Source organism: Pseudomonas sp. S1(2024) (genome assembly GCF_046557535.1).
This window is the reverse complement of sequence record NZ_JBKGFP010000082.1, coordinates 50,697-70,753: the sequence shown is the minus strand read 5'-3', so window position 1 is coordinate 70,753 and position 20,057 is coordinate 50,697. Positions and strand designations below refer to the sequence as shown.

Below are 20,057 nucleotides of genomic sequence, written 5' to 3'. Positions count from 1 at the left end.
CGAACCCAATGCCAAGAGCGATCCGAGATGGAATATGAGCTGCAAGACATACGATCTTTCGTGAAAATCGCCGAACTCGGCAGCTTCCACGAAGCCGCAGAAGCGCTGCACCTGTCCCAGCCCGCCTTGAGCCGACGGATCAAGAAGCTCGAGGAAGGCTTGGGCACTTCGTTGCTGGAACGCACTACTCGTCGCGTCAGCCTGACCAGCGTCGGGCGTGACTTCCTGCCCAAGGCCAGGCGCCTGCTGGATGACTTCGAAGACTCGATCCTGAGCATTCGCGAACTCGCAGAACGACAGACCGGCCAGGTAACCCTCGCCTGTATTCCGACCGCAGCGTTCTATTTCCTGCCATCGGTGATCCGCGACTACAACGAGCAATACCCCAAGATCCGCATTCGTCTGCTGGACCTCAGTGCCAACGACGGGCTCGAAGCCGTGCTGCGGGGTGAAGCCGATTTCGGCATCAACATGATGAGTGGCCAGCACCCGGACATCGAGTTCGTCTCCCTGGTACAGGAGCACTTCGTGCTGGCCTGCCGCAGGGACCACAAGCTGGCGAACCGTGAGGCCGTCACCTGGACAGAACTGGCCGACTACCGCCTGATCGGCGTAGGCCGGCTTAGCGGTAACCGGATGCTGCTGGACCATGCCCTGTCCGGGCTCAACCTGCGGCCCAAGTGGTTCTATGAGGTTCAGCACCTGTCGACCTCGCTGGGCATGGTCGAGGCCGGGCTGGGCGTGTCGGCCATGCCCAGCCTGGCCATGCCCAGCGCCGACCACCCGACCCTGGTCAGCGTGCCGCTGATCGAGCCCCAGGTAACCCGCACCCTGGGGTTGGTCTACCGCAGAGGGGCGTCGCTGTCGCCGGCAGCGGAGAAGTTCGTGTCGATCCTGCTGGACAAGTGGCCCAACCGTTGAACGAAATGCCTTGCTTCCGGCTCGGCACGGCGCAAGGGGCATACGGACTGAGTTCATGGTTCACTCCCCGCCCAGGCCCAGCTTGTTGGGCCAGCGCTTCTCGATTGCAAACTTGAGCAGTGCCGCGCTGCGGAACAGGCCATGGGCAAACTTGCCATAGGGCAGCGTGATGAACAGCGCCATCACCGTCCCCAGGTGAAGCGCCAGCACGATCGCCATCGCGGCGGTATCACGCAGGCCCAGCAAGGCGAGGCCTGTGGCGCTGACCAACAGCAGAAGCAGAATGAAGGCCCGGTCCATGGGGCGCTGGGCCACATCGCCCTGCTCCGGCGCCCTGCGCAGGTTCAGCGCCAGCAACCCGGCCGGCCCGACAATCAAGCCAATTCCGCCCAGGGTTCCGAGCAACACCGGTGCACTCAGCAGCGGGTAGGGCGCCTGCTGGCCCAGCAGGTAGTGATAACCGGTGGCGACCACCGTGGCGGCAAAGCACAGCATGAAGCCGTAGAAGGTGAAGTGATGGAAGCGACGGCGCCAGAGCGTGTAGCGATCATCGGCATTGTTGCAACCTTGGCCGTGCCCACCGTCGAGGTATTTCAGGGTCAACACCGCGCTTGATGCCTCGAACACCGCCCCTTTGGCCGGTTGCGCCAGCGCCTCGGCAGGCGAGACCGAGCGCCAGAAGCGACGTACCGCCACCGCCAGGGCCAGCGCTGCAGCGGCAAAGACGCTACCGAACATCAGTGCCAGGGTGTTGTGCGGGAAGACCGCATAGAAATTCCCAGCCAACCGCCCGGGCAGCAGCGTGCCGTTGACGAACAAGGTCAGCAGCAGGAACAGCGACAAGGCTACGGCCAATGCACTGGCGACATAGGTGCCGTTGTGCCTGTACAGCCGCCCGAAGAGGGCCGGCCAGGCGTACTCGGCGTATGTCTGCCCGCGCACCTTGGCCATCGCCTGGGGCACGTTCACCGCGAATTCGTGGGGCTGCGCGTACTGGCAGGCATGCAGGCAGGCGCCGCAGTTGTGGCACAGGTTGGCCAGGTAATGGATATCGGCCTTGCCGAACTCCAGCCTGCGGGTCATCGCCGGGAAGACCGCGCAAAAGCCCTCGCAGTAACGGCAGGCATTGCAGATCCGCATTTGCCGGTCCACTTCCTGCTCCTCGACGTTCAACACCGGGATCAGTTCGAGGGCCGGCCCGGCGGTGTCAGGCTGGCGTGGCTCAGGCAGTTGCGCAGTCATGGCTCTTCTCTTTTTCTGGATGTTCGTAACCCGCCGCCGCAGCAGCGCTGGTCCCGGCGATACGGCCGAAGGCGGTGCCAATGGACATGCCGACGCCTGCGGTGTAGCCCTTGCCCAGTACATTGCCCGCCATCATTTCGCCAGCAACGAACAGGTTCGGGCTGGGACGCCCGTCGAAATGGACGGCGGCGGTTTCATCGGTGCGCAGCCCCAGGTAGGTGAAAGTCACGCCAGGGCGCAGCGGGTAGCCGTAATAAGGCGGCGTATCGATCGGGCGCGCCCAGTGGCTTTTCGCCGGTTCCAGGCCTGCGGTGTGGCAGTCGTCCAGCCGGGTGTGGTCGAAAGTGCCCACCTGGCAGGCTCGGTTGTAGGCATGCACGGTTTCGAGGAAGGCCTGCACAGGCAAACCGAGCAGGCCGGCCAACGCCTCCAGACTATCGGCGGTGGCACCCGGAAAAACCGGTGGCATGAAGCGCCCGAGGGCTTTCTGGTCGATGATAGAGAACCCCACCTGCCCAGGCTGATGCGCCACCAGGCGCCCCCAGATGGCATAGCGCTTGGGCCAGAAATCCTCGCCTTCATCGTAGAAGCGCTGGCCATCGCGGTTGACCACCACGCCCAGCGACACACAATCGATGCGCGTGCAAATGCCGCCGTCGTACAACGGCGCACGAGCATCGATCGCCACCATGTGCGCCTGGGTCGGGTCGCCAATCGTGTCGGCGCCCTGTTCGATCATGCGGCGCAACAGCACCCCGTCATTGAAGCGCGTGCCACGGATCAGGAAATTGTCCGAAGGCCACTCCCCTCGCTCGTTCTGCCCCCACGCCTCGCGCAACCACTCACGGTTGGACTCGAAGCCGCCGGCGGCAAGCACACAGGTACGCGCCTCGATGCGCTCGGCAGGCAGGTGTCGCCCCTGAACCTCACGCGCCGGCACATGGGCCGCGACGAAGCGTCCGCCCTGCAGTTCGATGTCGGCTACTGGCGTGTCGTAGCGTATCTGTACGCCAAGGTTTTCGGCGCTGCGAAAGTAGGCATTGACCAGTGCCTTGCCGCCGCCCATGAAGAAGGCGTTGGTCCTTGCTGTGTGCAGCGCACCCGACAATGAGGGCTGAAAATGCACGCCATGGCGGCGCATCCACCCACGACAACTGGAGGACGCGCGAATCACCAGCCGCGCAAGCTTTTCGTCGGTCTGGCCACCGGTAACCTTCAGCAGGTCCTGCCAGAATTCTTCTTCCGGGTACGCCTCGACCAGCACATCCTGCGGTCCATCATGCATGCACCTCAAGTTGCGCGTGTGTTGTGAGTTGCCACCACGCCAGGCGCGGGGTGCGGCCTCGAGCAGCAGCACGCTGGCTCCGGCCTCTCGCGCCATCAGCGCGGCACAGAGGGCGGCATTGCCCCCTCCGATGACTAGCACATCGATCATTTCGCCTCCAGATCACGAAGAGCCGAATGTTCGGCTGCTCCTCGTGACCGGGGACTTTAATGAGCGCCCGCAGACCGCGAAACGCGATGGTCGGGGGGAGGCATTCAGTTTTTCTAAAGGGTCGGAACAAGCGCCCCCGGCGCCTGGGTCAAAGCAGCCGTGCGCCTGGCCATCGGCCCTGCTCCACCAGCTCCCGGGCAACGTCCTGCAGTACGATCCGCGTAGCCAGCGCCGCCGGTGAGAGCTCGTCATCAGTCAGGCTGACAATCACATTGCGACGCTGCGCCAGGGCTTCGTCGACAGCAAACACGCGCAGGCCCGCCTGATGCGCCCGGGCCACTGTCGCGCCAGGTTGGATGGTGGCGGCATGGCCCGCACACACGCAATCCATCAACAGCGACAGGCCATCGACTTCCATGACGATGCTGGCCTCCAGCCCTGCCCGCTCGAAAATCGAGCGCAACGTCGTGCGCAATCCATGCTGGTTGCTGGGCATCACCAACGGCAACGTCGCGATCTGTTGCAACGTGAGCGACTCGCCCCAGCCGTCCTTGACCAGCGGTGCGGGAACCAGCACGAACAGCCGTTCCGTCAGCAGCCCCCGCACCTCCAGGCGCGGCCCCGTCTCTGCCTGGAACAGCACCGCCAGGTCAAGGTGCCTGGCATTGAGTTGGTTCATCAGATAACCAGACAGCATCTCCACCAGGTGCAGACGGATATCGGGATAGCGCTCTCGCATCCTGTCGATCAAGGCAAGGCCAAGAATCGAAGCCGTGGTCGGAGCCAGCCCCACGCTGGCATAGCCGCTCATGCGGCCACTTTGAGCTGCCAGCACAGCATGTTCCGCCTGACGAAGCGCAAGACGCGCATGGTATTCGAAGGCCAGTCCGGCCGCGGTCGGCGCTACGCCGGTGCTCGAACGCGTCAAAAGCCGGGTACTCACCTCGCTCTCCAGCTTCGACAACTGCTGGCTCAAAGCCGAGGCGCCAACCCCTAGCTCGACCGCAGCCCTGCCAAGGCTGCCGTACTCCAGAACACTCAGGAAATAGCGAAGCTGACGTAACTCCATACAGATCTCTTCAACGATGGGGGCAGGCCTGGAGCATGTTAAACGTATTTGCACAGCGTGGGCGGTCAAGCCTTGATCGACAGGACGCTACGGTGGAACGGACTGGCCCGCCCTCATGGAACTGCATATAGCTGGATGATTGAGCAGGGCCTCTGTGGGAGCGGGCGTGTCGAGGCGTCGAACCGCCGCGAACACCGGCGCAGCCGGTGCCAACCACCGCGTTGAATTTTTCGCGGGCACGCCCGCTCCCACAGAGGCCGCGTCGCGCTTGCGAATTGAGTTCTCTGCGCGACAGCGCAGCCCAAAGGGCTGGGCGATCTCCTGCAAGGCCTTCTTTTCGTCTGCAGGAATCAATCTGGCAGGCCTTGCAATACATGCGAAAAATCGTATATTTGAAAAACCATATATATCAAGCATGAAAAGCAAACACCGAGAACTGCCATGACTGACTCGCTGACCCCGACCCAGGTCTTCAAATGCCTCGCCGACGAGAACCGCATTCGGATGATGCTGCTGATCGCTCGCGAGGAAGAGCTGTGCGTCTGTGAACTGATCTGCGCCCTGGAAGAAAGCCAACCCAAGGTTTCTCGCCACCTCGCACAACTGCGCACCTGCGGCCTGCTTGAAGACCGCAGGCAGGGCCAATGGGTTTACTACCGCCTGCATCCAGAACTGCCCGCCTGGGTACGCGATGTGCTGGTAACCACGCTGGAAGCCAATCGCGAATGGTTGAGCACCAGCGCCAAACGACTGGACACCATGGGTGACCGCCCTCAGCGCGTCGCTGCCTGCTGCTGACCACTGCCGAGAAAAAAGGCATTTCTCGCATTGCCTTTCGAACAACTGGATGCAGCCCGGCTCAAGGCCGAGCTGGCGATCATCGGAACGCTCTGACGTTCAGGGAGATACACCATGAGCAAAAGCCGGCTTTCCTTCCTCGACCGCTACCTGACGGTCTGGATCTTCCTGGCCATGGGCCTGGGGATCACTCTCGGCAGCCTGTTCCAGGGGTTGCCAGCGTGGCTGAACAGGCTGTCGGTGGGCTCGACGAACATCCCCATCGCAATCGGCCTGATCGTCATGATGTACCCGCCATTGGCGAAGGTGAAATACGAGGAGTTGCCACAGGTCTTCAAGAACAAGCGCATCCTTGCCCTGTCGCTGATCCAGAACTGGGTGATCGGCCCGGTGCTGATGTTCGGGCTGGCAGTAGTGTTCCTTTCCGACAAGCCCGAGTACATGACCGGCCTGATACTCATCGGCCTGGCGCGTTGCATCGCCATGGTGCTGGTATGGAACCAGATCGCCGGCGGCAATAACCAGTACGTGGCCGGCCTGGTCGCCTTCAACAGCATTTTCCAGATTCTGTTCTTCAGCGTGTACGCCTGGATCTTCCTGGGCCTGCTGCCGCCACTGTTCGGCCTGGAAGGTAGCGTCATCGAGACCAGCTTCCTCGATATAGCCCAATCGGTGTTGATCTACCTGGGTATCCCGTTCCTGGCCGGTTTCCTGACCCGCAAGACCCTGATCAGCCGTAAAGGCGTCACCTGGTACCAGGAGCACTTCATTCCGAAAATCAGCCCGCTGACCCTCGTGGCGTTGCTGCTGACCATCGTTGCCATGTTCAGCCTGAAAGGCGACATGGTGCTGCAACTGCCGCTGGACGTGCTGCGCATCGCCATCCCGCTGACCATCTATTTCGTGGTGATGTTCCTCTTCAGCTTCTGGATGGGCAAGCTGCTGGAGGCCGACTACCCCCGCACCACTGCGCTGGCCTTCACTGCGGCAAGCAACAATTTCGAACTGGCCATTGCGGTGGCCATCGCCACCTTCGGCCTCGCCTCGCCGGTCGCGTTTGCCACCGTCATCGGGCCCTTGGTGGAAGTGCCGGTACTGATCTCGCTGGTTGGCGTGGCCTGGTGGCTCAAGCGTCGCTGGTTCGATCAGCCATCTGGCGCCTTGTCCCAGGAGTGAAACATGACCGAACACCACATTCCCAACATCGACAACGACCTGGTCGATCTGCCGACAGCCGAGAAACTGGCGATCGCGCAGCGGTCCACCCACAAGCCTCGCATCCTGCTGCTGTACGGATCGACCCGCGAACGTTCGTTCAGCCGTCTGCTGACGGAAGAAGCGGCGCGCCTGCTGGAGCACTTCGGTGCCGAGACGCGCATCTTCAACCCGTCCGGGCTGCCACTGGCGGATGACGTGCCCGATGACCACCCCATGGTCAAGGAACTGCGCGATCTGGTGTTGTGGTCCGAAGGCATGGTCTGGTGCTCGCCGGAACGCCACGGTGCAATGACCGGCGTGTTCAAGTCGCAGATCGACTGGATCCCCCTGAGCATGGGCGCCGTACGGCCGACCCAGGGCAAGACCCTTGCGGTCATGCAGGTATGCGGTGGTTCGCAGTCGTTCAACGTGGTCAACCAGTTGCGCGTGCTTGGCCGCTGGATGCGCATGTTCACCATCCCTAACCAGTCGTCCGTGCCCAAGGCCTACCTGGAGTTCGACGAAACGGGCCGCATGAAACCGTCCCCGTACTACGACCGTGTCGTCGACGTCATGGAAGAACTGGTGAAGTTCACCCTGCTGTTGCGCGACCGCGCCGACTACCTCGTCGACCGCTACTCCGAGCGCAAGGAGTCGGCCGAGGAATTGTCCAGGCGTGTCAATCAACGATCCATCTGAAGTCACAACTCGAGAACAAGACCATGGCAATCAAAGTAGGCATCAATGGGTTTGGCCGTATCGGTCGCCTGGCGCTGCGCGCGTCCTGGGGCTGGCCGGAATTCGAATTCGTCCAGATCAATGACCCGGCCGGCGACGCCGAGACCCACGCCCACCTGATCAATTTCGATTCGGTCCACGGGCGCTGGGATCGTGAAGCCGGGGCAGATGGCGACTCGGTGGTGATCGAGGGCAAGCGCATCAAGGTCACCGCGAACAAGAACATTGCGGACACCGACTGGTCGGGCTGCGAGCTGGTCATCGAAGCCAGCGGCAAGATGAAGTCGGTAGCCGTGCTCCAGGCCTACCTGGACCAGGGCGTCAAACGCGTGGTGGTCTGCGCGCCAGTGAAGGAGAAAGGCGCGCTGAACGTGGTGATGGGCGTCAACCAGCACCTGTTCGACCCGGCGCAGCACCGTATCGTCACCGCCGCTTCCTGCACCACCAACTGCCTGGCCCCAGTGGTCAAGGTGATTCACGAGAACCTGGGCATCCGCCACGGCTCGATCACCACCATCCATGACCTGACCAATACCCAGAGCATCCTCGATACACCGCACAAGGACCTGCGTCGCGCCCGCGCCTCGGGCATGAGCCTGATCCCGACCACCACGGGTTCGGCTACCGCAATCGCCGAGATCTTCCCTGAGCTGCGCGGCAAGCTGAATGGTCACGCTGTGCGTGTACCGCTGGCCAACGCCTCGCTCACCGACTGCGTGTTCGAGGTGGAGCGTGAGACGACGGTTGACGAGGTCAATGCGCTGCTGAAAGCCGCTGCCGAAGGGCCGCTCAAGGACATCCTCGGCTACGAAGAACGCCCTCTGGTGTCCATCGACTACCGCACCGATCCACGGTCTTCGATCATCGACGCGCTGTCCACCATGGTGGTCAATGGCACCCAGGTGAAGATCTACGCCTGGTACGACAACGAGTGGGGCTACGCCAACCGTGCAGCTGAACTGGCACGCTTGGTCGGCGCAGCGGAGTAACCGGCAATCATGAAGGAGTTGTCAGCCCTGCCTGCACAAGTGCGTCAGTACCTGCTGGTTACCGGCAACTACTGGGCCTTCACTCTCACCGACGGCGCATTGCGCATGCTGGTGGTACTGCACTTCCATTCGCTGGGCTACACGCCGCTACAGATTGCGGCGCTGTTCCTGTTCTACGAAGTGTTCGGCGTGATCACCAACCTAGTGGGCGGCTACCTCGGCGCCCGCCTGGGGCTCAACCGCACCATGAACATCGGCCTGGGCATGCAGGTGCTGGCCTTGCTGATGCTCACGGTGCCGGCAGCCTGGCTGACAGTGCCTTGGGTGATGGCGGCACAGGCGCTGTCCGGCATCGCCAAGGACCTGAACAAGATGAGCGCCAAGAGCTCCATCAAGCTTCTGGTGCCGGACAGCCAGCAAGGCACCCTGTACAAGTGGGTAGCCATTCTCACCGGTTCGAAAAACGCGCTAAAGGGCGTGGGCTTCTTCCTTGGTGGTGCCCTGCTCGCCCTGCTCGGCTTCACCCTGGCGGTGCTGGCCATGGCGGCGGTACTGGCATTGATCTGGATCGGCAGCCTGATCCTGCTGAAGAAGGACCTGGGCAAGGCCAAGGCCAAACCGAAGTTCCGCGACATGCTGTCCAAGAGCCGGGCCATCAACATTCTCTCGGCCGCACGGCTGTTTCTCTTTGCCGCCCGTGACGTCTGGTTCGTCGTCGCTTTGCCGGTGTACCTGAGCACGGCTTTTGGCTGGGACTTCTGGCTGGTCGGCGGTTTCCTGGCTGCATGGATAATCGGCTACGGCATCGTCCAGTCGCTTGCCCCCCACATTACTGGCAAGAAACGCGGCCATGTGCCCGACGGTCGCGCGGCTTTCATCTGGGCGATCGCCCTTGCCGGGCTGCCGGCGCTTATCGCCCTGGGCCTGTCGGCAGGCTGGTCGGCGCAGGTGGTGCTTCTGGGCGGGCTGATGCTGTTCGGCGTGCTGTTCGCCGTGAATTCGTCGCTGCACAGCTACCTGATCGTCAGCTATGCCCAGGAAGACGGGGTATCGCTGGATGTGGGCTTCTATTACATGTCCAACGCGCTAGGGCGGCTGGTCGGTACGCTGCTTTCCGGTTGGGTATTCCAGGCTTACGGGCTGGGAGCCTGCCTGTGGATCTCCACAGCGTTTGTTCTGCTGGCTGCCCTGATTTCTATCGCATTGCCAAGGCATGCTGCCGGGGTGCTCCAGGCTAGCGAAGAAAAAAGGTAAAGGGGTGATCCATAGCTGCCCACAATCGATCCTTGGCTGTCGTTCTGCCCAACAGAAATCATTGTGGGAGCGGGTTCACCCGCGAACACCGGCACAGCCGGTGCCATCCACCGCGGCGCCTGCTTCGCGGGTAAACCCGCTCCCACAGAGTACGCGTCGCGCTTACAAAATCAGTTATCTTTTAGCGTCCGCTTTGGGTCCATAGCGGTTGGTCTCGGATGGCTGCTAACGACCCGGCGCTTACACTGATCCACGCTCTGTTGCTTGTACCGGCCTCTTCGCAGCACAAGGATGCTCCTACAAAGGACGCGTCAGACGAGCGATATTTGTTCTCTGCGCGACAGCGCAGCCCAAAGGGGCTGGGCAATCTTCCTCGGGAAAATCACCAGCCTTCATGCATGCGCTGTACCTGTGGGAGCCGCGCTTGCCGGCGATGGGCCGCGAAGCGGCCCCGGTTACAGATGCCGCCATGCCTTTGCGCATGGGACAGCGTCGCACACCGTGCTGACGGTGTTCGCCCACAGCATGATGGGCACCGTTCAACCCGCCTACCCTGCCTCCCTGCCAAAGGCGTAATCCTTGAAAACTGACCACCCGGTCCCATGGGAGCACTGTACATGCCTATCGACTTCAGGCCCGCTCAAGCCTCGGACGCGCACGATATTGCGCGCTTCTTTCAACTGACATCGGAGGGCATGGCCGATTACATATGGAGCAAGCTTGCCGCTCCTGGAGAAGCATTGCTGAGCGTCGGTGCGTCTCGCTATGCCAGGGAACAAGGCGACTTTTCCTACAAGAACTGCCTGATGGCCACTTTCGAAGGGCGTGTCATCGGCATGATGCATAGCTATGCCTTGCGCGAGACCCCTGACAGGTCTGTCGAGGCAGACCCGGTCCTCGCGCCTTATTCCGACATGGAAATACCCGACACCTTGTACATATCCAGCCTGGCCCTGGATGAAGCCTGGCGCAGCCAGGGGCTGGGCGTCCAGTTTCTTCGCCACGCCCAGCAGCGCGCCGAGGAGTCTGGCCTGAATGGGCTATGCCTGATCGATTACGCAGAAAACCACGGTGCACGCCGCTTCTACGAACGTCACGGTTTTCAAATTGTTAAAACCTGCCAGATAGTTCCGCACCCGATGCTGGGCGTAACCGGTGAAGCCTATTTGATGTATCGCCCTAACCAAAACGTGCTCGAGGAAAAGCCATGAACAAGAAACTGACCGTGTTCCGCGAACTGGATATCCAACCGATACGCGACCTTCCCTTTTTTGAAGAGGTCGTGGAAGGCACCCCTCATACGCTGACGTCCAAGTACTATCACGATGAACAGCAAGGTCGCATTTCCGGAGAATGGGAAGCCAGCACCGGAGCGTGGCGCATCGACTACAAGGTTTGGGAGTTCTGCCATGTACTGAGTGGATGCTGCGTCATCGAGCTTGAGGGTTGCGCCCCCATCAAACTGGCCGCTGGCGACACGTTCATCATCGAACCGGGCGCCAAGGGTAAATGGACCGTGCTGGAAGACATGAAAAAGAACTTCGTGATCCTCTTGCCCGCGAACTAGGCGCGGCAAGCCACAACAGCCCTCTACTTCATGGCTGCGCTCTCGCGCATGGAACAAAGCCTTTGTGGGAGCGGCCTTGTGTCGCGAAAGGGCCGCAAAGCGGCCCCAATTTGCTTAACTGACCGGCATTAGGGTAACCCCTGTTGCTGAAGCCAAGCCCGCCACTTCATGGCAAGCCCTCCCCCACGAGATCACTACTGATCCTGAGGTCGAGAATGGCCACGAACGGCCAGTCGACTGATCCAGCCGAGGCGGTTACGCTGTTTTCCTTACCTGCACGGAAGCGCCTATGACAGAGACATTCCAGGGAAGCTGCTTGTGCGCAGCGGTCACTTACCAATTACTCGCCCCGCCAAAGGCAGTGAGCCATTGTCATTGCAGCCAGTGCCGCAAAGGTCACGGGGCTGCATTCGCTTCGTACGGCAGCGTTCCATGCAGCATGCTGCGAATACTTCGCGGCGCCAACAGCATCAAGGCTTTTGCTTCATCACCGACGGTAGTGCGCGAGTTCTGCGCCGAGTGCGGTTCGACCTTGTTCTGGTCACGCCTCGAGGGTGAGTTTGCTGACTGGGTTTCGATAGCGCTAGGTACGCTCGATACCCCGTTTCTACCCAGGAAGCAGAAGCATGTTCACGTGGACTGCGCAGTCCCCTGGTACAAACTACCCAATGCCCATCCTCAGGTTGACTGAAAACTCAAGATCGATAGCGTCCCCTCTTTCATGCAGTTCAAATCTGGGGGGACTTCATAGCAGGTGCCTGGAGCAAGGGGCGCTGGAGGTATTGGCCTGGCTGGCCGCAATTGCTGCGGCCAGCCCTTGCGATGGGCCTGTAACGCGGGGGTCAGTCGTCGTGGCGGTGTTTGTTGCGCCAGCCGTAGTGATTGCCACGGTCGTGGCGGTGACGGCGCCAGCCCCGATCATCGTCATCGTCGTCATAATCACGATAGCGATGCCCGCTCTCGTCATCGTATTCCCGGCCCATGTGGTTGCCCAAGGCACCACCCACACCGCCACCGGCTGCTGCGCCGATCATGCTGCCAGTGGTGCCGCCCATCTTGCGACCCACCACGTTACCGCCAGCTGCACCCAGTGCGCCGCCAATGGCCGCCTCGCCACGGCTGTGCTTGTCGGCACCCACCGCACCACCGGCCGCGCCACCCAGGCCGGCGCCGATTGCCGAGCCGGTGCTGCCGCCGATCGACTGGCCGACTACCGAGCCCAATACTCCACCCAATGCGCCACCTATACCTGCTTCGGTATTGCCGCCTGCCGACGCAACGCCGCTCAGCAGGCCAAGTGACAACAAGAGAATCGAGGAGTACTTCATATGTGAAAGCCTCAGAGGGATACGGAGGCGATCCTGAGGCTCTGGACAGGGCCTTACAATGGAAATCCGACGAGTGACACGACTTGGAGAAATTCTCCAAGTTACTGTTTTCCCGACGGAAACTTTAGGGATTTTCGATGGTCACAGGCTGATTGCGAAAGGCCTTTCCAGTGATGGAGAGGCCTTTTGAAGTTCTGATCGCGTTGGATGCTACCTGCTGGTCTTGCAGGAGCGGCCTTGTGTCGCGAAAGGGCTGCGGAAGCAGCCCCAGCAACTTATGCGTCTGCGCCGAAACCCTGGGGCTGCTTCGCAGCCCTTTCGCGACACAAGGCCGCTCCTACACAGCGATAAGTCCTGCCCCGTCAGCCGTGCCTGTCCCCCAGACACACTACCCTTCTGCCCCAAAGCTTGCGTGACCCAAACCACTGGATCAACAAGGTGAAAAGTGCGCCGAGCAAAGCCAAGGCCATGTCCTTTTGCGCATCCCAAGGGTCTTGCTGGGTCGCGAGAAAGGCTTGGGCCCGGTCATCGCCCAGGTATTGGCCGCCTATCCACTCCAGCAGTTCGTACAGCGCCGATGTCGCAAGCACGAAAGAAACAGTGCACAACGCCAACCAGGCGCCTCGCAACAGGGCCTGGCGCTGGAGCAGTTCCCTGATCGGCAAGACGAACAGAAGGCCGTAGCTCAGATGCACCAGACGATCGAACTGGTTGCGTTGCCAGCCCATCCAGGCATTCAGAGAGTGATCGGTAAGCGCACGCAGCCAAGCGTCATAGGGAACCTTGGCATAGGTGAAATGCGCGCCTAGCTCATGAATCGCCAGCATCACCATGATTGCCAGGTAGGCATGCCACGAAAAGCGCCAATAGCGGCTGGTTGCAGCCAAGGTGAGCAGGAGTGCCAGCGGCAAAACGTTTTCGAGCCACCAATCTGCACGGTCATGCGGCGCAACTCCCGAGGCAAGCACCATCAACGTGGCCGATGCCAGCACACCCGCAACCTGCCTTGGCGTGGCCGACGGGGCAAAGCTTGTTTGCGACGCTGGATTCTTGGTCATGGCTTCACGCTCGGCTTGACGTGGCTCATGGCACCGGCTTCGCCGGTGTTCGCGGGCTTGCCCGCTCCCACAGGGACCGCGCCGAATTCACGAAGGCACTTTGCCCGTGGGCGCGGGTGAAGCCCTGCTGCACCGCTCAACTGCTCACGGCCCGCTCAACGCTTGCGTTGCGCTTTATCACGAGCTGTTTTCTGCGCAGTGGAATCATGGGACGTGCCAGTTGACCCATCAGGACGCTGCGCATCATTGTCCCGTTCCTCTTCGCCTTGGGTTCCGCTGCGAGGTGTCTCCGATCCTTTCTTCATCTCCCCTCCTACCCCTTGCTATGTTCAGGCGACGACGGCCCGGTACCGCGTTTGATTCCACGCGGCCCAAGCACGCCCCAGATGGCCAGGCCGACAATGGGCAGCGCCAACAGCAACAGTGCCCACATCGCCTTCGTCACATCGCTCTTGTCACTGCGGAAAACACTGACGATGGCCCACAGATCGAGCAACACAATGATCGCCGCCACAGCGATCCAGAAATACGTCACAGGCTCGGTCATGATCGCTTCTCCTCTGCTTGTTCCGGCAGCAGCGCGTGGTCCGCGCCCCCACGCTCCTACCCAGAGGAAGCCAGCAAGCGGAACAAAGTTCAGGAAGCTTTCCCCGCCATTGATAGGTGGCACACAAGCAATGAACCAATCCCGCAGGAAACACGTCCACCCAAAAACAACGCACGAGTGACCGGCCATGACGACCGACCCCGTACTCGAGACCCTTGATTACCTCAAGGCCCACAAGCTGGTACTGACCACCGCAGAATCCTGCACGGCCGGTGCCATGGTTGCGCTGTTGGCAGCAGTGCCGGGGACCGGCGAGGTTCTGGAAAGCGGCTACGTGGTGTACTCGCCAAGCGCCAAGAAACGCCTGCTCGGCGTCAGCCCACAGACTATCGAACGCTACGGCCTGACCAGCGAGGCGGTAGCCTGGGAGATGGCCCTCGGCGCATTGAAAGACAGCGACGCCACCGTCGCCATCGCCAGCACGGGTGTCGCCGGGCCACAGCCGCAGGATGGCATCGCCCCGGGCACTGTGTGCTTTGCCTGGGCCTTTGCCGGCGAGCCTTTGGCGGTATTCACACGCAGCCAGCGCTTTTTTGGCGAGCGCGCGGATGTAATCCGCCAGGGCGCGCTGTACGGGTTGTCGCACCTGGCCCATTACCACCAACGCTGGCTGCGTGGTGAGCGCGCCTGAGGGGCTACGTAAGGGGCTACGTGAGAGGCTACGTGAGAGGCTGCAAGCATGGACGAAGACGAGCTGGCTTCAAGGCATCACCCCGTCGAGGAAGACATGCGCATGCAGCAGCGGGTCTGGCGATTCGAACGGGTCGGATGGTACGCGCTGGTGGTGGTCGTGCTGCTGGGCCTGGCCGGGCTGTTCGGCAACGGTCCGCTCAGTGACGCCCAGGTCATGAGCGACGACGGCCGGGTGCATGTGGAGTATCAGCGCCTCAGCCGCAGCGGCACCACCGACAACCTGCGCATCACCGTTCGCGGCAATGCCGGGGAGCCTGTGATGTTGCTGCTCGGGGGGACCTTGCTACGCGAAGCCAGCATCGAAACGCTGCAGCCAGAGCCGCAAGTATCGCTTTCCCATGGCCGGTCGCTCCTGCTCCAGCTTGGCACCAGCAAAGAGGGTATCGCCACCCTCTACCTGACCCTGCGCAGCGAACATGTCGGCACTCTCGAAGGTGTTGTCAGCGCCGGCCCAGGCAGCGCAGTGCGTTTTCATTCCGCAGGAGTGACCCTGCCTGGCCGGCGCAACCTGCACGGATTCCGGTGAGAGCCGCCTTTCGCGACAGCAGTACGCTGATCATCCGCTTTGAACCTTGGCGCGCGGCCCCTACTCCATCGAAGGCAATCGTGATTTTTTCAGCCCCGAAGAGGTGTCGCATGAACGCTATCGATTTGCTGATCCAGGACCATGAGCTGGTGAAGAAGCTGCTGGAGGAACTCTCCTCCACCACTGAGCGCGCGGTGAAAAAGCGCGCCGAGTTGCTCGAACGCATCACGCAGGAGGTAAGCATCCATACCGCCCTGGAAGAAGAAATCCTGTATCCGGCCATCAAGCAGGCCGGCGGCAAGGAAGAAGCGAAGATGTATTACGAAGCCAAGGAAGAGCACCGCACCGTCGACTCCCTGGTGCTGCCGGACCTGCTGCAAACCGAAACCGGCACCGTCGAGTTCGCCGGGCGGGTCAAAGTGATGAAGGAACTGCTGGAACACCATATCGAGGAAGAAGAAAGCGAGCTGTTTCCGACCGCCCGCAAGTTGCTGGGCAAGCAGCAACTGGATGAGCTCGGCCAGGCCATGGAAGCGCAGAAAAAACTGCTCAAGGGCGAACAGCGTGCTGCGTGATGGAAGCCTGGATCGACTTTCTTGAATGGCCTGCCATGGCCCTGACGGTACTTGCCGCCTGGTGCATCGGCTCACGGCGCCCAGGCCGGCGCAAGCTGGGTTTCTGCTGCTTCATTGCCAGCAACGTGCTGTGGGCCGCCTGGGGGTGGCAGGCGCAAGCCTGGGCGCTGATCATCCTGCAGGGTTGCCTGTGCGCCATGAACCTGCGGGGCTGGAAGAAAAACACTGCCGTGGAGTCGGGCTGAACGCCCGGACACATGCCTGAAAGCCCAACGGCGAGGAGCCAGACCATGATCGACCCCAACCAACCCGACCCGTACGTGGACGAAGTACCCCACAACCCGGGCGAACCTGTGCCTGAACAGGAACAGGAGAAGGAAGCACCCGACTGGCCCGAAGGCCAGGTGCCGCCAGAGGAGCAGTCCGACGGCTGAGGCTCACCTGGCGAGCGGCATTGCCTGCTTCGCCGGCAATGCCGCTCCACCAGTCACCCAATCCTATGGAAGGAGGCAAGTGTCTCATGAGTGATCGCATCATCGCCTTGTTCACCGATACCACACTGTTCGGAGTTTCCGTTCTCAATTTGTTGCTGGCACTGACGGTAGCGCTGCTGACATTCGTCGTGGCGCGGGCGGCCATCAGTTTCATGCTGCATCGGGTCAGGCGCTGGTCCGAGCATGACGGCGCGCTAAGCCAGGTGCTGGCCAAGGTGCTCGCCGGGACCAGCAATTTTCTGCTGTTCCTTGCCTCGCTGCTGGTGGGCCTGAGCATGCTCGACCTGCCCGAGCGCTGGCTGACCCGGGTCGGTAGCCTGTGGTTCGTGGTCGCGGCATTGCAGATCGGGCTGTGGGCCAACCGCGCCATCGGCCTGGGCCTGAGTCGCTACTTCGCCCGGCATCGCACCGACGGCTTGAACCAGGGCAGCGCGCTGGCCACGCTGTCGGCATGGGGTGCGCGGGTACTGTTGTGGTCAGTGGTGCTGCTGGCGATGCTGTCCAACCTGGGCGTGAACATCACCGCCTTCGTCGCCAGCCTTGGGGTAGGCGGTATCGCTGTTGCACTGGCCGTGCAGAACATCCTCGGCGACCTGTTCGCCTCGTTGTCCATCGCCGTCGACAAGCCGTTCGAGGTGGGCGACTTCATCGTCATCGGCCCGCTGGCCGGCACGGTGGAGCACGTGGGGCTGAAGACCACACGCATCCGCAGCCTGGGCGGCGAGCAGATCGTCATGGCCAATGCCAGCATGATCAGCAGCACCATCCAGAACTACAAGCGCCTGCAGGAACGACGGATCGTGTTCGAGTTCGGCCTGTCGTACGACACTCCAACCGAGGCCGTGAAAAAGGCACCCGCCATCGTCGAGGAAGCGATCAAGGCACAACAGCAGGTGCGCTTCGACCGTGCCCACCTGCGCGGCTTCGGCAAGGAGGCGCTGGAATTCGAGTGCGTGTATATCGTCAAGGACCCGGGCTACAACCTGTACATGGACATCCAGCAAGCGATCAATTTCCACCTGCTCGAGCGCTTCTCGAAGGTAGGTGCAAAATTCGCCGTACCGGTACGCGCGATCAAGGTCACGGCCTTGCCAGAGGAATCGAAGCGCGGGCCTCAAAGTATTCACGTGGGGTAACCCGCCCCCGTGCATGTCAGCGCTCCATGCATTCCGTCGATTTCACGGCACGCCCGTGGGTGATGCAGGCCGAACAGAAGGTGACCAACCCGCAACGGAGTATCGCCATGAAGATCATGAAGCCTCATTCGTTACTGCTCGTGCTGTGCCTGGGGCTCAGCGCACCTGTGGTGCTGGCAGCCACCGACCTGAACGATCAGCGTGCTCCTGGCACGCAGCCGCATGACAGGGGGCACATGAACAACCAAGGCGGAGCGACCGGCTCCGGCACGCCTGCGGATGCCATGGGGACAGGTTCCGGCGGAACCGATGGCAATGACACTGACAATACCGGTGGCGATGGCACCACCGACCAATCCGGTAGTGACCGCAGTGGATCGGAACGCGGCACCGGGACGGGTAGCGGGACCGGAGGCTCTGGTGGTTCGGGCTCCAGCGGTGGTTCCGGTAGTTGAAGGTTCGCTCGAACTGCCCTATGGCCGGCGACGCGTGCCCAGCTCGATCCAGACGGGCGCATGGTCGCTGGCCTTGGGTTCGTTACGCACCCAGGCATCGACACCAGCCCGCTTCAGGTAGGGCGCGAGCTCGGGGTTGAGCAGCAGGTGGTCGATACGTAAACCGGCGTTGCGTGCCCAGTGGTTGCGGAAATAATCCCAGAAGGTGTAAATGCGCTCGTCCGGATACAGATGGCGAATGGCGTCAACCCAGCCTTGATTCAGCAGTTTCTGGTAGCACGCACGTGATTCGGGCTGCAGCAGCGCGTCCTTCATCCAGGAGCGCGTGTCGTAGATATCCATATCGGTTGGCACCACATTGAAATCGCCCGCCAGCACCGCGGGATGGCCACCGTCATGCAGCCCTTTGACATGCTCGATCAGGCTCTCGAACCAGCGGACTTTGTAATCGAATTTCGGCCCCGGTTGCGGGTTGCCGTTCGGCAGGTACAGGCAAGCCACCAGCACCCCGTGCACCGCGGCTTCGAGGTAGCGGCTCTGGTTGTCGTCCTCCATGCCAGGCAGGCCACGCCGTACTTCCAGTGGTTCGCTGCCTCGCGACAGAATGGCCACACCGTTCCACGAAGGCTGCCCTTGATAGAGGCTGCCGTACCCCGCCGCTTCCAGCGCCTGGTGAGGAAACTGCTGATCCGTCGCCTTGAGCTCCTGCAGGCAGGCAATGTCAGGCCTTTCCCGCTCCAGCCAGGCCAGCAGTGCCGGCAGTCGGCTACGAATGCCGTTGATGTTGAACGTGGCAATCTTCAGCGCTTTCATGCGTCGGGATCGCTCACATGGGCCTGCACGGCATCTTCCAGGGCGCGCACATGGGCGTCATCGGCCAATGCCTTGAGTGCCAGCCAGTCGTCCCAGTCGATGGCACCATCGTCACGCAGCGCCTCGGCCGTGCGTAGCAGTTCATGGTGGTAGGCATCCGGCGACTCACGGCGGTAACTGATGTCGTCGTATTGGGCGTACCAGGCTTCGAGCTCGGGGATGCTGCGTTCAATGCTCATGATGGAGCCCTCACGGTGTCCTTTGCATTAAGAGCCCCACCATTGGGCGACGTTCAAATTCAATGCCGCCAGTCGAACCGCCCAGAGGCTGCGCATCAAACGAGCTCGCCGCGAACCAGGTTTCCCGGTTCGCGGCGCAACCGAAGCGTTACTCAGGCAATCAGGTAGGAATGCCTGCCAGTCGCCAGACAGGCGCTGGAGCCGGTTCGGCCTGGCTGCGTTTGCGTGCCCACTGGGTCAGGGCAGCCATCATGGCAAAGCCCAGCAGGATCAGTACCGGATAGGCCAGCAGCAACTCGGTCAGCGAGTATTTCCAGGCCAGTGGGCGGCCAACACCCAGCATCGCCGCATACAGCCAGGACACACCCGACAGTGCGCCGGAGAACAGTGCGAACATCCGCACGCCAAAATTAAGGTCCAACAAGTTGCCTGCTTTGAGCAGGGCAGGCAATACATAACGATGCAACAGCATGCCATTGAAGGTCAGCAACATGACAATAATGACCTTCGCTTGAAGTTTCGGATTGGCAAAATAGTTCATACCTTTATCAAGGTAGTCAATTCCAATCACTGCGGCACCCGTGAGCCACAGGAATATCAGGGCATTGGCCACGGACTTCTGCAAGCTCGTCATATGCTTACTGTCATGCCCGGTTTCTTTATGACCCTTCAACAAGTTCCTGACCATCTCGGCGTCACTGGCGAATACCATGCCGATGGCAATACAACAGGCCAATAAATGAACGTAAATAACAGACAACCGCACCAGCTCCATGGATTCTTTCTGCCCGAACAGGCTAATAATTGTATTAATCTCCACGACATTTTCTCCACGCAATGCGTTAGCGCTAGATGGCTTTGAAATAGGTGTGCGAACGATTTAATCGCAACGTCAAAGCCAAATTCGAATCGTTAAATGAAAA

General features: G+C 61.3%; 25 protein-coding genes and 1 pseudogene. 17 read left to right on the top strand and 9 right to left on the bottom strand.

Annotated features, from left to right (window positions below):
* Positions 1–27 precede the first annotated feature (27 nt).
* Positions 28–921, top strand: a complete 894-nt coding sequence (locus tag ACLCGK_RS22890; RefSeq protein WP_013972231.1) for a LysR family transcriptional regulator — start codon at positions 28–30, stop codon at positions 919–921.
* Between the two features lie 60 nt (positions 922–981).
* On the opposite strand, the gene tcuB is transcribed toward ACLCGK_RS22890, so the two are convergent.
* The 3 genes from tcuB to ACLCGK_RS22875 form a co-directional block, all read right to left on the bottom strand.
* Positions 982–2,163 (bottom strand): tricarballylate utilization 4Fe-4S protein TcuB, encoded by a 1,182-nt coding sequence (gene tcuB, locus ACLCGK_RS22885; protein ID WP_410953019.1) that lies wholly within the window; start codon positions 2,161–2,163, stop codon positions 982–984.
* The gene (tcuA, locus tag ACLCGK_RS22880) at positions 2,144–3,598 is read right to left on the bottom strand and encodes an FAD-dependent tricarballylate dehydrogenase TcuA (RefSeq protein ID WP_015270080.1); all 1,455 of its coding nucleotides are present in this window, start codon (positions 3,596–3,598) and stop codon (positions 2,144–2,146) included. Before tcuA ends, tcuB begins: the two co-directional genes overlap by 20 nt.
* Before the next feature lie 148 nt (positions 3,599–3,746).
* On the bottom strand, positions 3,747–4,667 hold the full coding sequence (locus ACLCGK_RS22875) for a LysR family transcriptional regulator (protein ID WP_013972228.1): 921 nt from the start codon (positions 4,665–4,667) through the stop codon (positions 3,747–3,749).
* A 441-nt stretch (positions 4,668–5,108) separates the two neighbouring features.
* On the opposite strand from ACLCGK_RS22875, the gene ACLCGK_RS22870 reads away from it, so the two are divergent.
* From ACLCGK_RS22870 to ACLCGK_RS22830, 9 genes and pseudogenes are all read left to right on the top strand, one after another.
* Positions 5,109–5,465, top strand: a complete 357-nt coding sequence (locus ACLCGK_RS22870; RefSeq protein ID WP_013972227.1) for a metalloregulator ArsR/SmtB family transcription factor — start codon at positions 5,109–5,111, stop codon at positions 5,463–5,465.
* A 9-nt stretch (positions 5,466–5,474) separates the two neighbouring features.
* Positions 5,475–5,561, top strand: a pseudogene (locus ACLCGK_RS22865) (arsenate reductase ArsC); the annotation flags it as partial.
* 18 nt (positions 5,562–5,579) lie between these two features.
* Complete coding sequence (arsB, locus tag ACLCGK_RS22860; protein ID WP_410953018.1) at positions 5,580–6,641, top strand: ACR3 family arsenite efflux transporter; 1,062 nt, start codon at positions 5,580–5,582, stop codon at positions 6,639–6,641.
* A gap of 3 nt (positions 6,642–6,644) precedes the next feature.
* A complete protein-coding gene (arsH, locus tag ACLCGK_RS22855; protein WP_410953017.1) occupies positions 6,645–7,361 on the top strand; it encodes an arsenical resistance protein ArsH in 717 nt (238 codons plus the stop codon).
* 23 nt (positions 7,362–7,384) lie between these two features.
* A complete protein-coding gene (locus ACLCGK_RS22850; protein WP_410953016.1) occupies positions 7,385–8,389 on the top strand; it encodes an ArsJ-associated glyceraldehyde-3-phosphate dehydrogenase in 1,005 nt (334 codons plus the stop codon).
* Between the two features lie 9 nt (positions 8,390–8,398).
* On the top strand, positions 8,399–9,643 hold the full coding sequence (gene arsJ / locus ACLCGK_RS22845; RefSeq protein WP_410953015.1) for an organoarsenical effux MFS transporter ArsJ: 1,245 nt from the start codon (positions 8,399–8,401) through the stop codon (positions 9,641–9,643).
* Between the two features lie 617 nt (positions 9,644–10,260).
* On the top strand, positions 10,261–10,854 hold the full coding sequence (locus ACLCGK_RS22840; protein ID WP_410953014.1) for a GNAT family N-acetyltransferase: 594 nt from the start codon (positions 10,261–10,263) through the stop codon (positions 10,852–10,854).
* Positions 10,851–11,210 carry a cupin domain-containing protein gene (locus ACLCGK_RS22835; protein WP_025339506.1) on the top strand — a complete coding sequence of 120 codons (360 nt, stop codon included), beginning with the start codon at positions 10,851–10,853 and terminating at the stop codon, positions 11,208–11,210. The genes ACLCGK_RS22840 and ACLCGK_RS22835 overlap by 4 nt, the downstream gene beginning before the upstream one ends.
* A gap of 289 nt (positions 11,211–11,499) precedes the next feature.
* The gene (locus ACLCGK_RS22830; RefSeq protein ID WP_410953013.1) at positions 11,500–11,901 is read left to right on the top strand and encodes a GFA family protein; all 402 of its coding nucleotides are present in this window, start codon (positions 11,500–11,502) and stop codon (positions 11,899–11,901) included.
* A 151-nt stretch (positions 11,902–12,052) separates the two neighbouring features.
* On the opposite strand, the gene ACLCGK_RS22825 is transcribed toward ACLCGK_RS22830, so the two are convergent.
* From ACLCGK_RS22825 to ACLCGK_RS22815, 3 genes are all read right to left on the bottom strand, one after another.
* Positions 12,053–12,538 carry a glycine zipper domain-containing protein gene (locus ACLCGK_RS22825; protein WP_025339507.1) on the bottom strand — a complete coding sequence of 162 codons (486 nt, stop codon included), beginning with the start codon at positions 12,536–12,538 and terminating at the stop codon, positions 12,053–12,055.
* A gap of 362 nt (positions 12,539–12,900) precedes the next feature.
* On the bottom strand, positions 12,901–13,596 hold the full coding sequence (locus ACLCGK_RS22820; RefSeq protein WP_410953012.1) for a DUF2238 domain-containing protein: 696 nt from the start codon (positions 13,594–13,596) through the stop codon (positions 12,901–12,903).
* Between the two features lie 313 nt (positions 13,597–13,909).
* Positions 13,910–14,143, bottom strand: coding sequence for a PLDc N-terminal domain-containing protein (locus ACLCGK_RS22815; RefSeq protein ID WP_004376302.1), 234 nt, complete (start codon positions 14,141–14,143; stop codon positions 13,910–13,912).
* A 187-nt stretch (positions 14,144–14,330) separates the two neighbouring features.
* Here ACLCGK_RS22815 and ACLCGK_RS22810 point away from each other — a divergent pair, with 187 nt between their 5' ends.
* From ACLCGK_RS22810 to ACLCGK_RS22780, 7 genes are all read left to right on the top strand, one after another.
* Positions 14,331–14,834 carry a CinA family protein gene (locus ACLCGK_RS22810; RefSeq protein ID WP_410953011.1) on the top strand — a complete coding sequence of 168 codons (504 nt, stop codon included), beginning with the start codon at positions 14,331–14,333 and terminating at the stop codon, positions 14,832–14,834.
* A 48-nt stretch (positions 14,835–14,882) separates the two neighbouring features.
* Entirely contained in the window at positions 14,883–15,422 is a 540-nt protein-coding gene (locus ACLCGK_RS22805) for a hypothetical protein (protein WP_410953010.1), read from the top strand.
* Between the two features lie 110 nt (positions 15,423–15,532).
* Positions 15,533–15,997 (top strand): hemerythrin domain-containing protein, encoded by a 465-nt coding sequence (locus tag ACLCGK_RS22800; protein WP_410953009.1) that lies wholly within the window; start codon positions 15,533–15,535, stop codon positions 15,995–15,997.
* Positions 15,997–16,242 (top strand): hypothetical protein, encoded by a 246-nt coding sequence (locus tag ACLCGK_RS22795; protein ID WP_015270062.1) that lies wholly within the window; start codon positions 15,997–15,999, stop codon positions 16,240–16,242. The genes ACLCGK_RS22800 and ACLCGK_RS22795 overlap by 1 nt, the downstream gene beginning before the upstream one ends.
* Positions 16,243–16,287: 45 nt before the next feature.
* Positions 16,288–16,431 carry a hypothetical protein gene (locus tag ACLCGK_RS22790; protein WP_024086842.1) on the top strand — a complete coding sequence of 48 codons (144 nt, stop codon included), beginning with the start codon at positions 16,288–16,290 and terminating at the stop codon, positions 16,429–16,431.
* Between the two features lie 86 nt (positions 16,432–16,517).
* On the top strand, positions 16,518–17,627 hold the full coding sequence (locus tag ACLCGK_RS22785) for a mechanosensitive ion channel family protein (protein WP_023661904.1): 1,110 nt from the start codon (positions 16,518–16,520) through the stop codon (positions 17,625–17,627).
* A 26-nt stretch (positions 17,628–17,653) separates the two neighbouring features.
* Entirely contained in the window at positions 17,654–18,082 is a 429-nt protein-coding gene (locus tag ACLCGK_RS22780) for a hypothetical protein (protein ID WP_410953008.1), read from the top strand.
* A gap of 18 nt (positions 18,083–18,100) precedes the next feature.
* Here ACLCGK_RS22780 and xth read toward each other — a convergent pair whose 3' ends face one another.
* The 3 genes from xth to ACLCGK_RS22765 all read right to left on the bottom strand — a co-directional run bounded on the left by xth (position 18,101) and on the right by ACLCGK_RS22765 (position 19,909).
* The gene (xth, locus tag ACLCGK_RS22775) at positions 18,101–18,895 is read right to left on the bottom strand and encodes an exodeoxyribonuclease III (protein WP_410953007.1); all 795 of its coding nucleotides are present in this window, start codon (positions 18,893–18,895) and stop codon (positions 18,101–18,103) included.
* Positions 18,892–19,134, bottom strand: a complete 243-nt coding sequence (locus ACLCGK_RS22770) for a hypothetical protein (protein WP_003257678.1) — start codon at positions 19,132–19,134, stop codon at positions 18,892–18,894. The genes xth and ACLCGK_RS22770 overlap by 4 nt, the downstream gene beginning before the upstream one ends.
* Positions 19,135–19,294: 160 nt before the next feature.
* The gene (locus ACLCGK_RS22765; protein ID WP_015270058.1) at positions 19,295–19,909 is read right to left on the bottom strand and encodes a hypothetical protein; all 615 of its coding nucleotides are present in this window, start codon (positions 19,907–19,909) and stop codon (positions 19,295–19,297) included.
* Between the last annotated feature and the right edge of the window lie 148 nt (positions 19,910–20,057).

Bases quoted from the DNA above. Each gene is read 5' to 3' on its own strand.
- ACLCGK_RS22890 (WP_013972231.1), top strand. From the start codon at position 28: ATGGAATATGAGCTGCAAGACATACGATCTTTCGTGAAAATCGCCGAA.
- tcuB (WP_410953019.1), bottom strand. From the start codon at position 2,163: ATGACTGCGCAACTGCCTGAGCCACGCCAGCCTGACACCGCCGGGCCG.
- tcuA (WP_015270080.1), bottom strand. From the start codon at position 3,598: ATGATCGATGTGCTAGTCATCGGAGGGGGCAATGCCGCCCTCTGTGCC.
- ACLCGK_RS22875 (WP_013972228.1), bottom strand. From the start codon at position 4,667: ATGGAGTTACGTCAGCTTCGCTATTTCCTGAGTGTTCTGGAGTACGGC.
- ACLCGK_RS22870 (WP_013972227.1), top strand. From the start codon at position 5,109: ATGACTGACTCGCTGACCCCGACCCAGGTCTTCAAATGCCTCGCCGAC.
- arsB (WP_410953018.1), top strand. From the start codon at position 5,580: ATGAGCAAAAGCCGGCTTTCCTTCCTCGACCGCTACCTGACGGTCTGG.
- arsH (WP_410953017.1), top strand. From the start codon at position 6,645: ATGACCGAACACCACATTCCCAACATCGACAACGACCTGGTCGATCTG.
- ACLCGK_RS22850 (WP_410953016.1), top strand. From the start codon at position 7,385: ATGGCAATCAAAGTAGGCATCAATGGGTTTGGCCGTATCGGTCGCCTG.
- arsJ (WP_410953015.1), top strand. From the start codon at position 8,399: ATGAAGGAGTTGTCAGCCCTGCCTGCACAAGTGCGTCAGTACCTGCTG.
- ACLCGK_RS22840 (WP_410953014.1), top strand. From the start codon at position 10,261: ATGCCTATCGACTTCAGGCCCGCTCAAGCCTCGGACGCGCACGATATT.
- ACLCGK_RS22835 (WP_025339506.1), top strand. From the start codon at position 10,851: ATGAACAAGAAACTGACCGTGTTCCGCGAACTGGATATCCAACCGATA.
- ACLCGK_RS22830 (WP_410953013.1), top strand. From the start codon at position 11,500: ATGACAGAGACATTCCAGGGAAGCTGCTTGTGCGCAGCGGTCACTTAC.
- ACLCGK_RS22825 (WP_025339507.1), bottom strand. From the start codon at position 12,538: ATGAAGTACTCCTCGATTCTCTTGTTGTCACTTGGCCTGCTGAGCGGC.
- ACLCGK_RS22820 (WP_410953012.1), bottom strand. From the start codon at position 13,596: ATGACCAAGAATCCAGCGTCGCAAACAAGCTTTGCCCCGTCGGCCACG.
- ACLCGK_RS22815 (WP_004376302.1), bottom strand. From the start codon at position 14,143: ATGACCGAGCCTGTGACGTATTTCTGGATCGCTGTGGCGGCGATCATT.
- ACLCGK_RS22810 (WP_410953011.1), top strand. From the start codon at position 14,331: ATGACGACCGACCCCGTACTCGAGACCCTTGATTACCTCAAGGCCCAC.
- ACLCGK_RS22805 (WP_410953010.1), top strand. From the start codon at position 14,883: ATGGACGAAGACGAGCTGGCTTCAAGGCATCACCCCGTCGAGGAAGAC.
- ACLCGK_RS22800 (WP_410953009.1), top strand. From the start codon at position 15,533: ATGAACGCTATCGATTTGCTGATCCAGGACCATGAGCTGGTGAAGAAG.
- ACLCGK_RS22795 (WP_015270062.1), top strand. From the start codon at position 15,997: ATGGAAGCCTGGATCGACTTTCTTGAATGGCCTGCCATGGCCCTGACG.
- ACLCGK_RS22790 (WP_024086842.1), top strand. From the start codon at position 16,288: ATGATCGACCCCAACCAACCCGACCCGTACGTGGACGAAGTACCCCAC.
- ACLCGK_RS22785 (WP_023661904.1), top strand. From the start codon at position 16,518: ATGAGTGATCGCATCATCGCCTTGTTCACCGATACCACACTGTTCGGA.
- ACLCGK_RS22780 (WP_410953008.1), top strand. From the start codon at position 17,654: ATGCATTCCGTCGATTTCACGGCACGCCCGTGGGTGATGCAGGCCGAA.
- xth (WP_410953007.1), bottom strand. From the start codon at position 18,895: ATGAAAGCGCTGAAGATTGCCACGTTCAACATCAACGGCATTCGTAGC.
- ACLCGK_RS22770 (WP_003257678.1), bottom strand. From the start codon at position 19,134: ATGAGCATTGAACGCAGCATCCCCGAGCTCGAAGCCTGGTACGCCCAA.
- ACLCGK_RS22765 (WP_015270058.1), bottom strand. From the start codon at position 19,909: ATGGAGCTGGTGCGGTTGTCTGTTATTTACGTTCATTTATTGGCCTGT.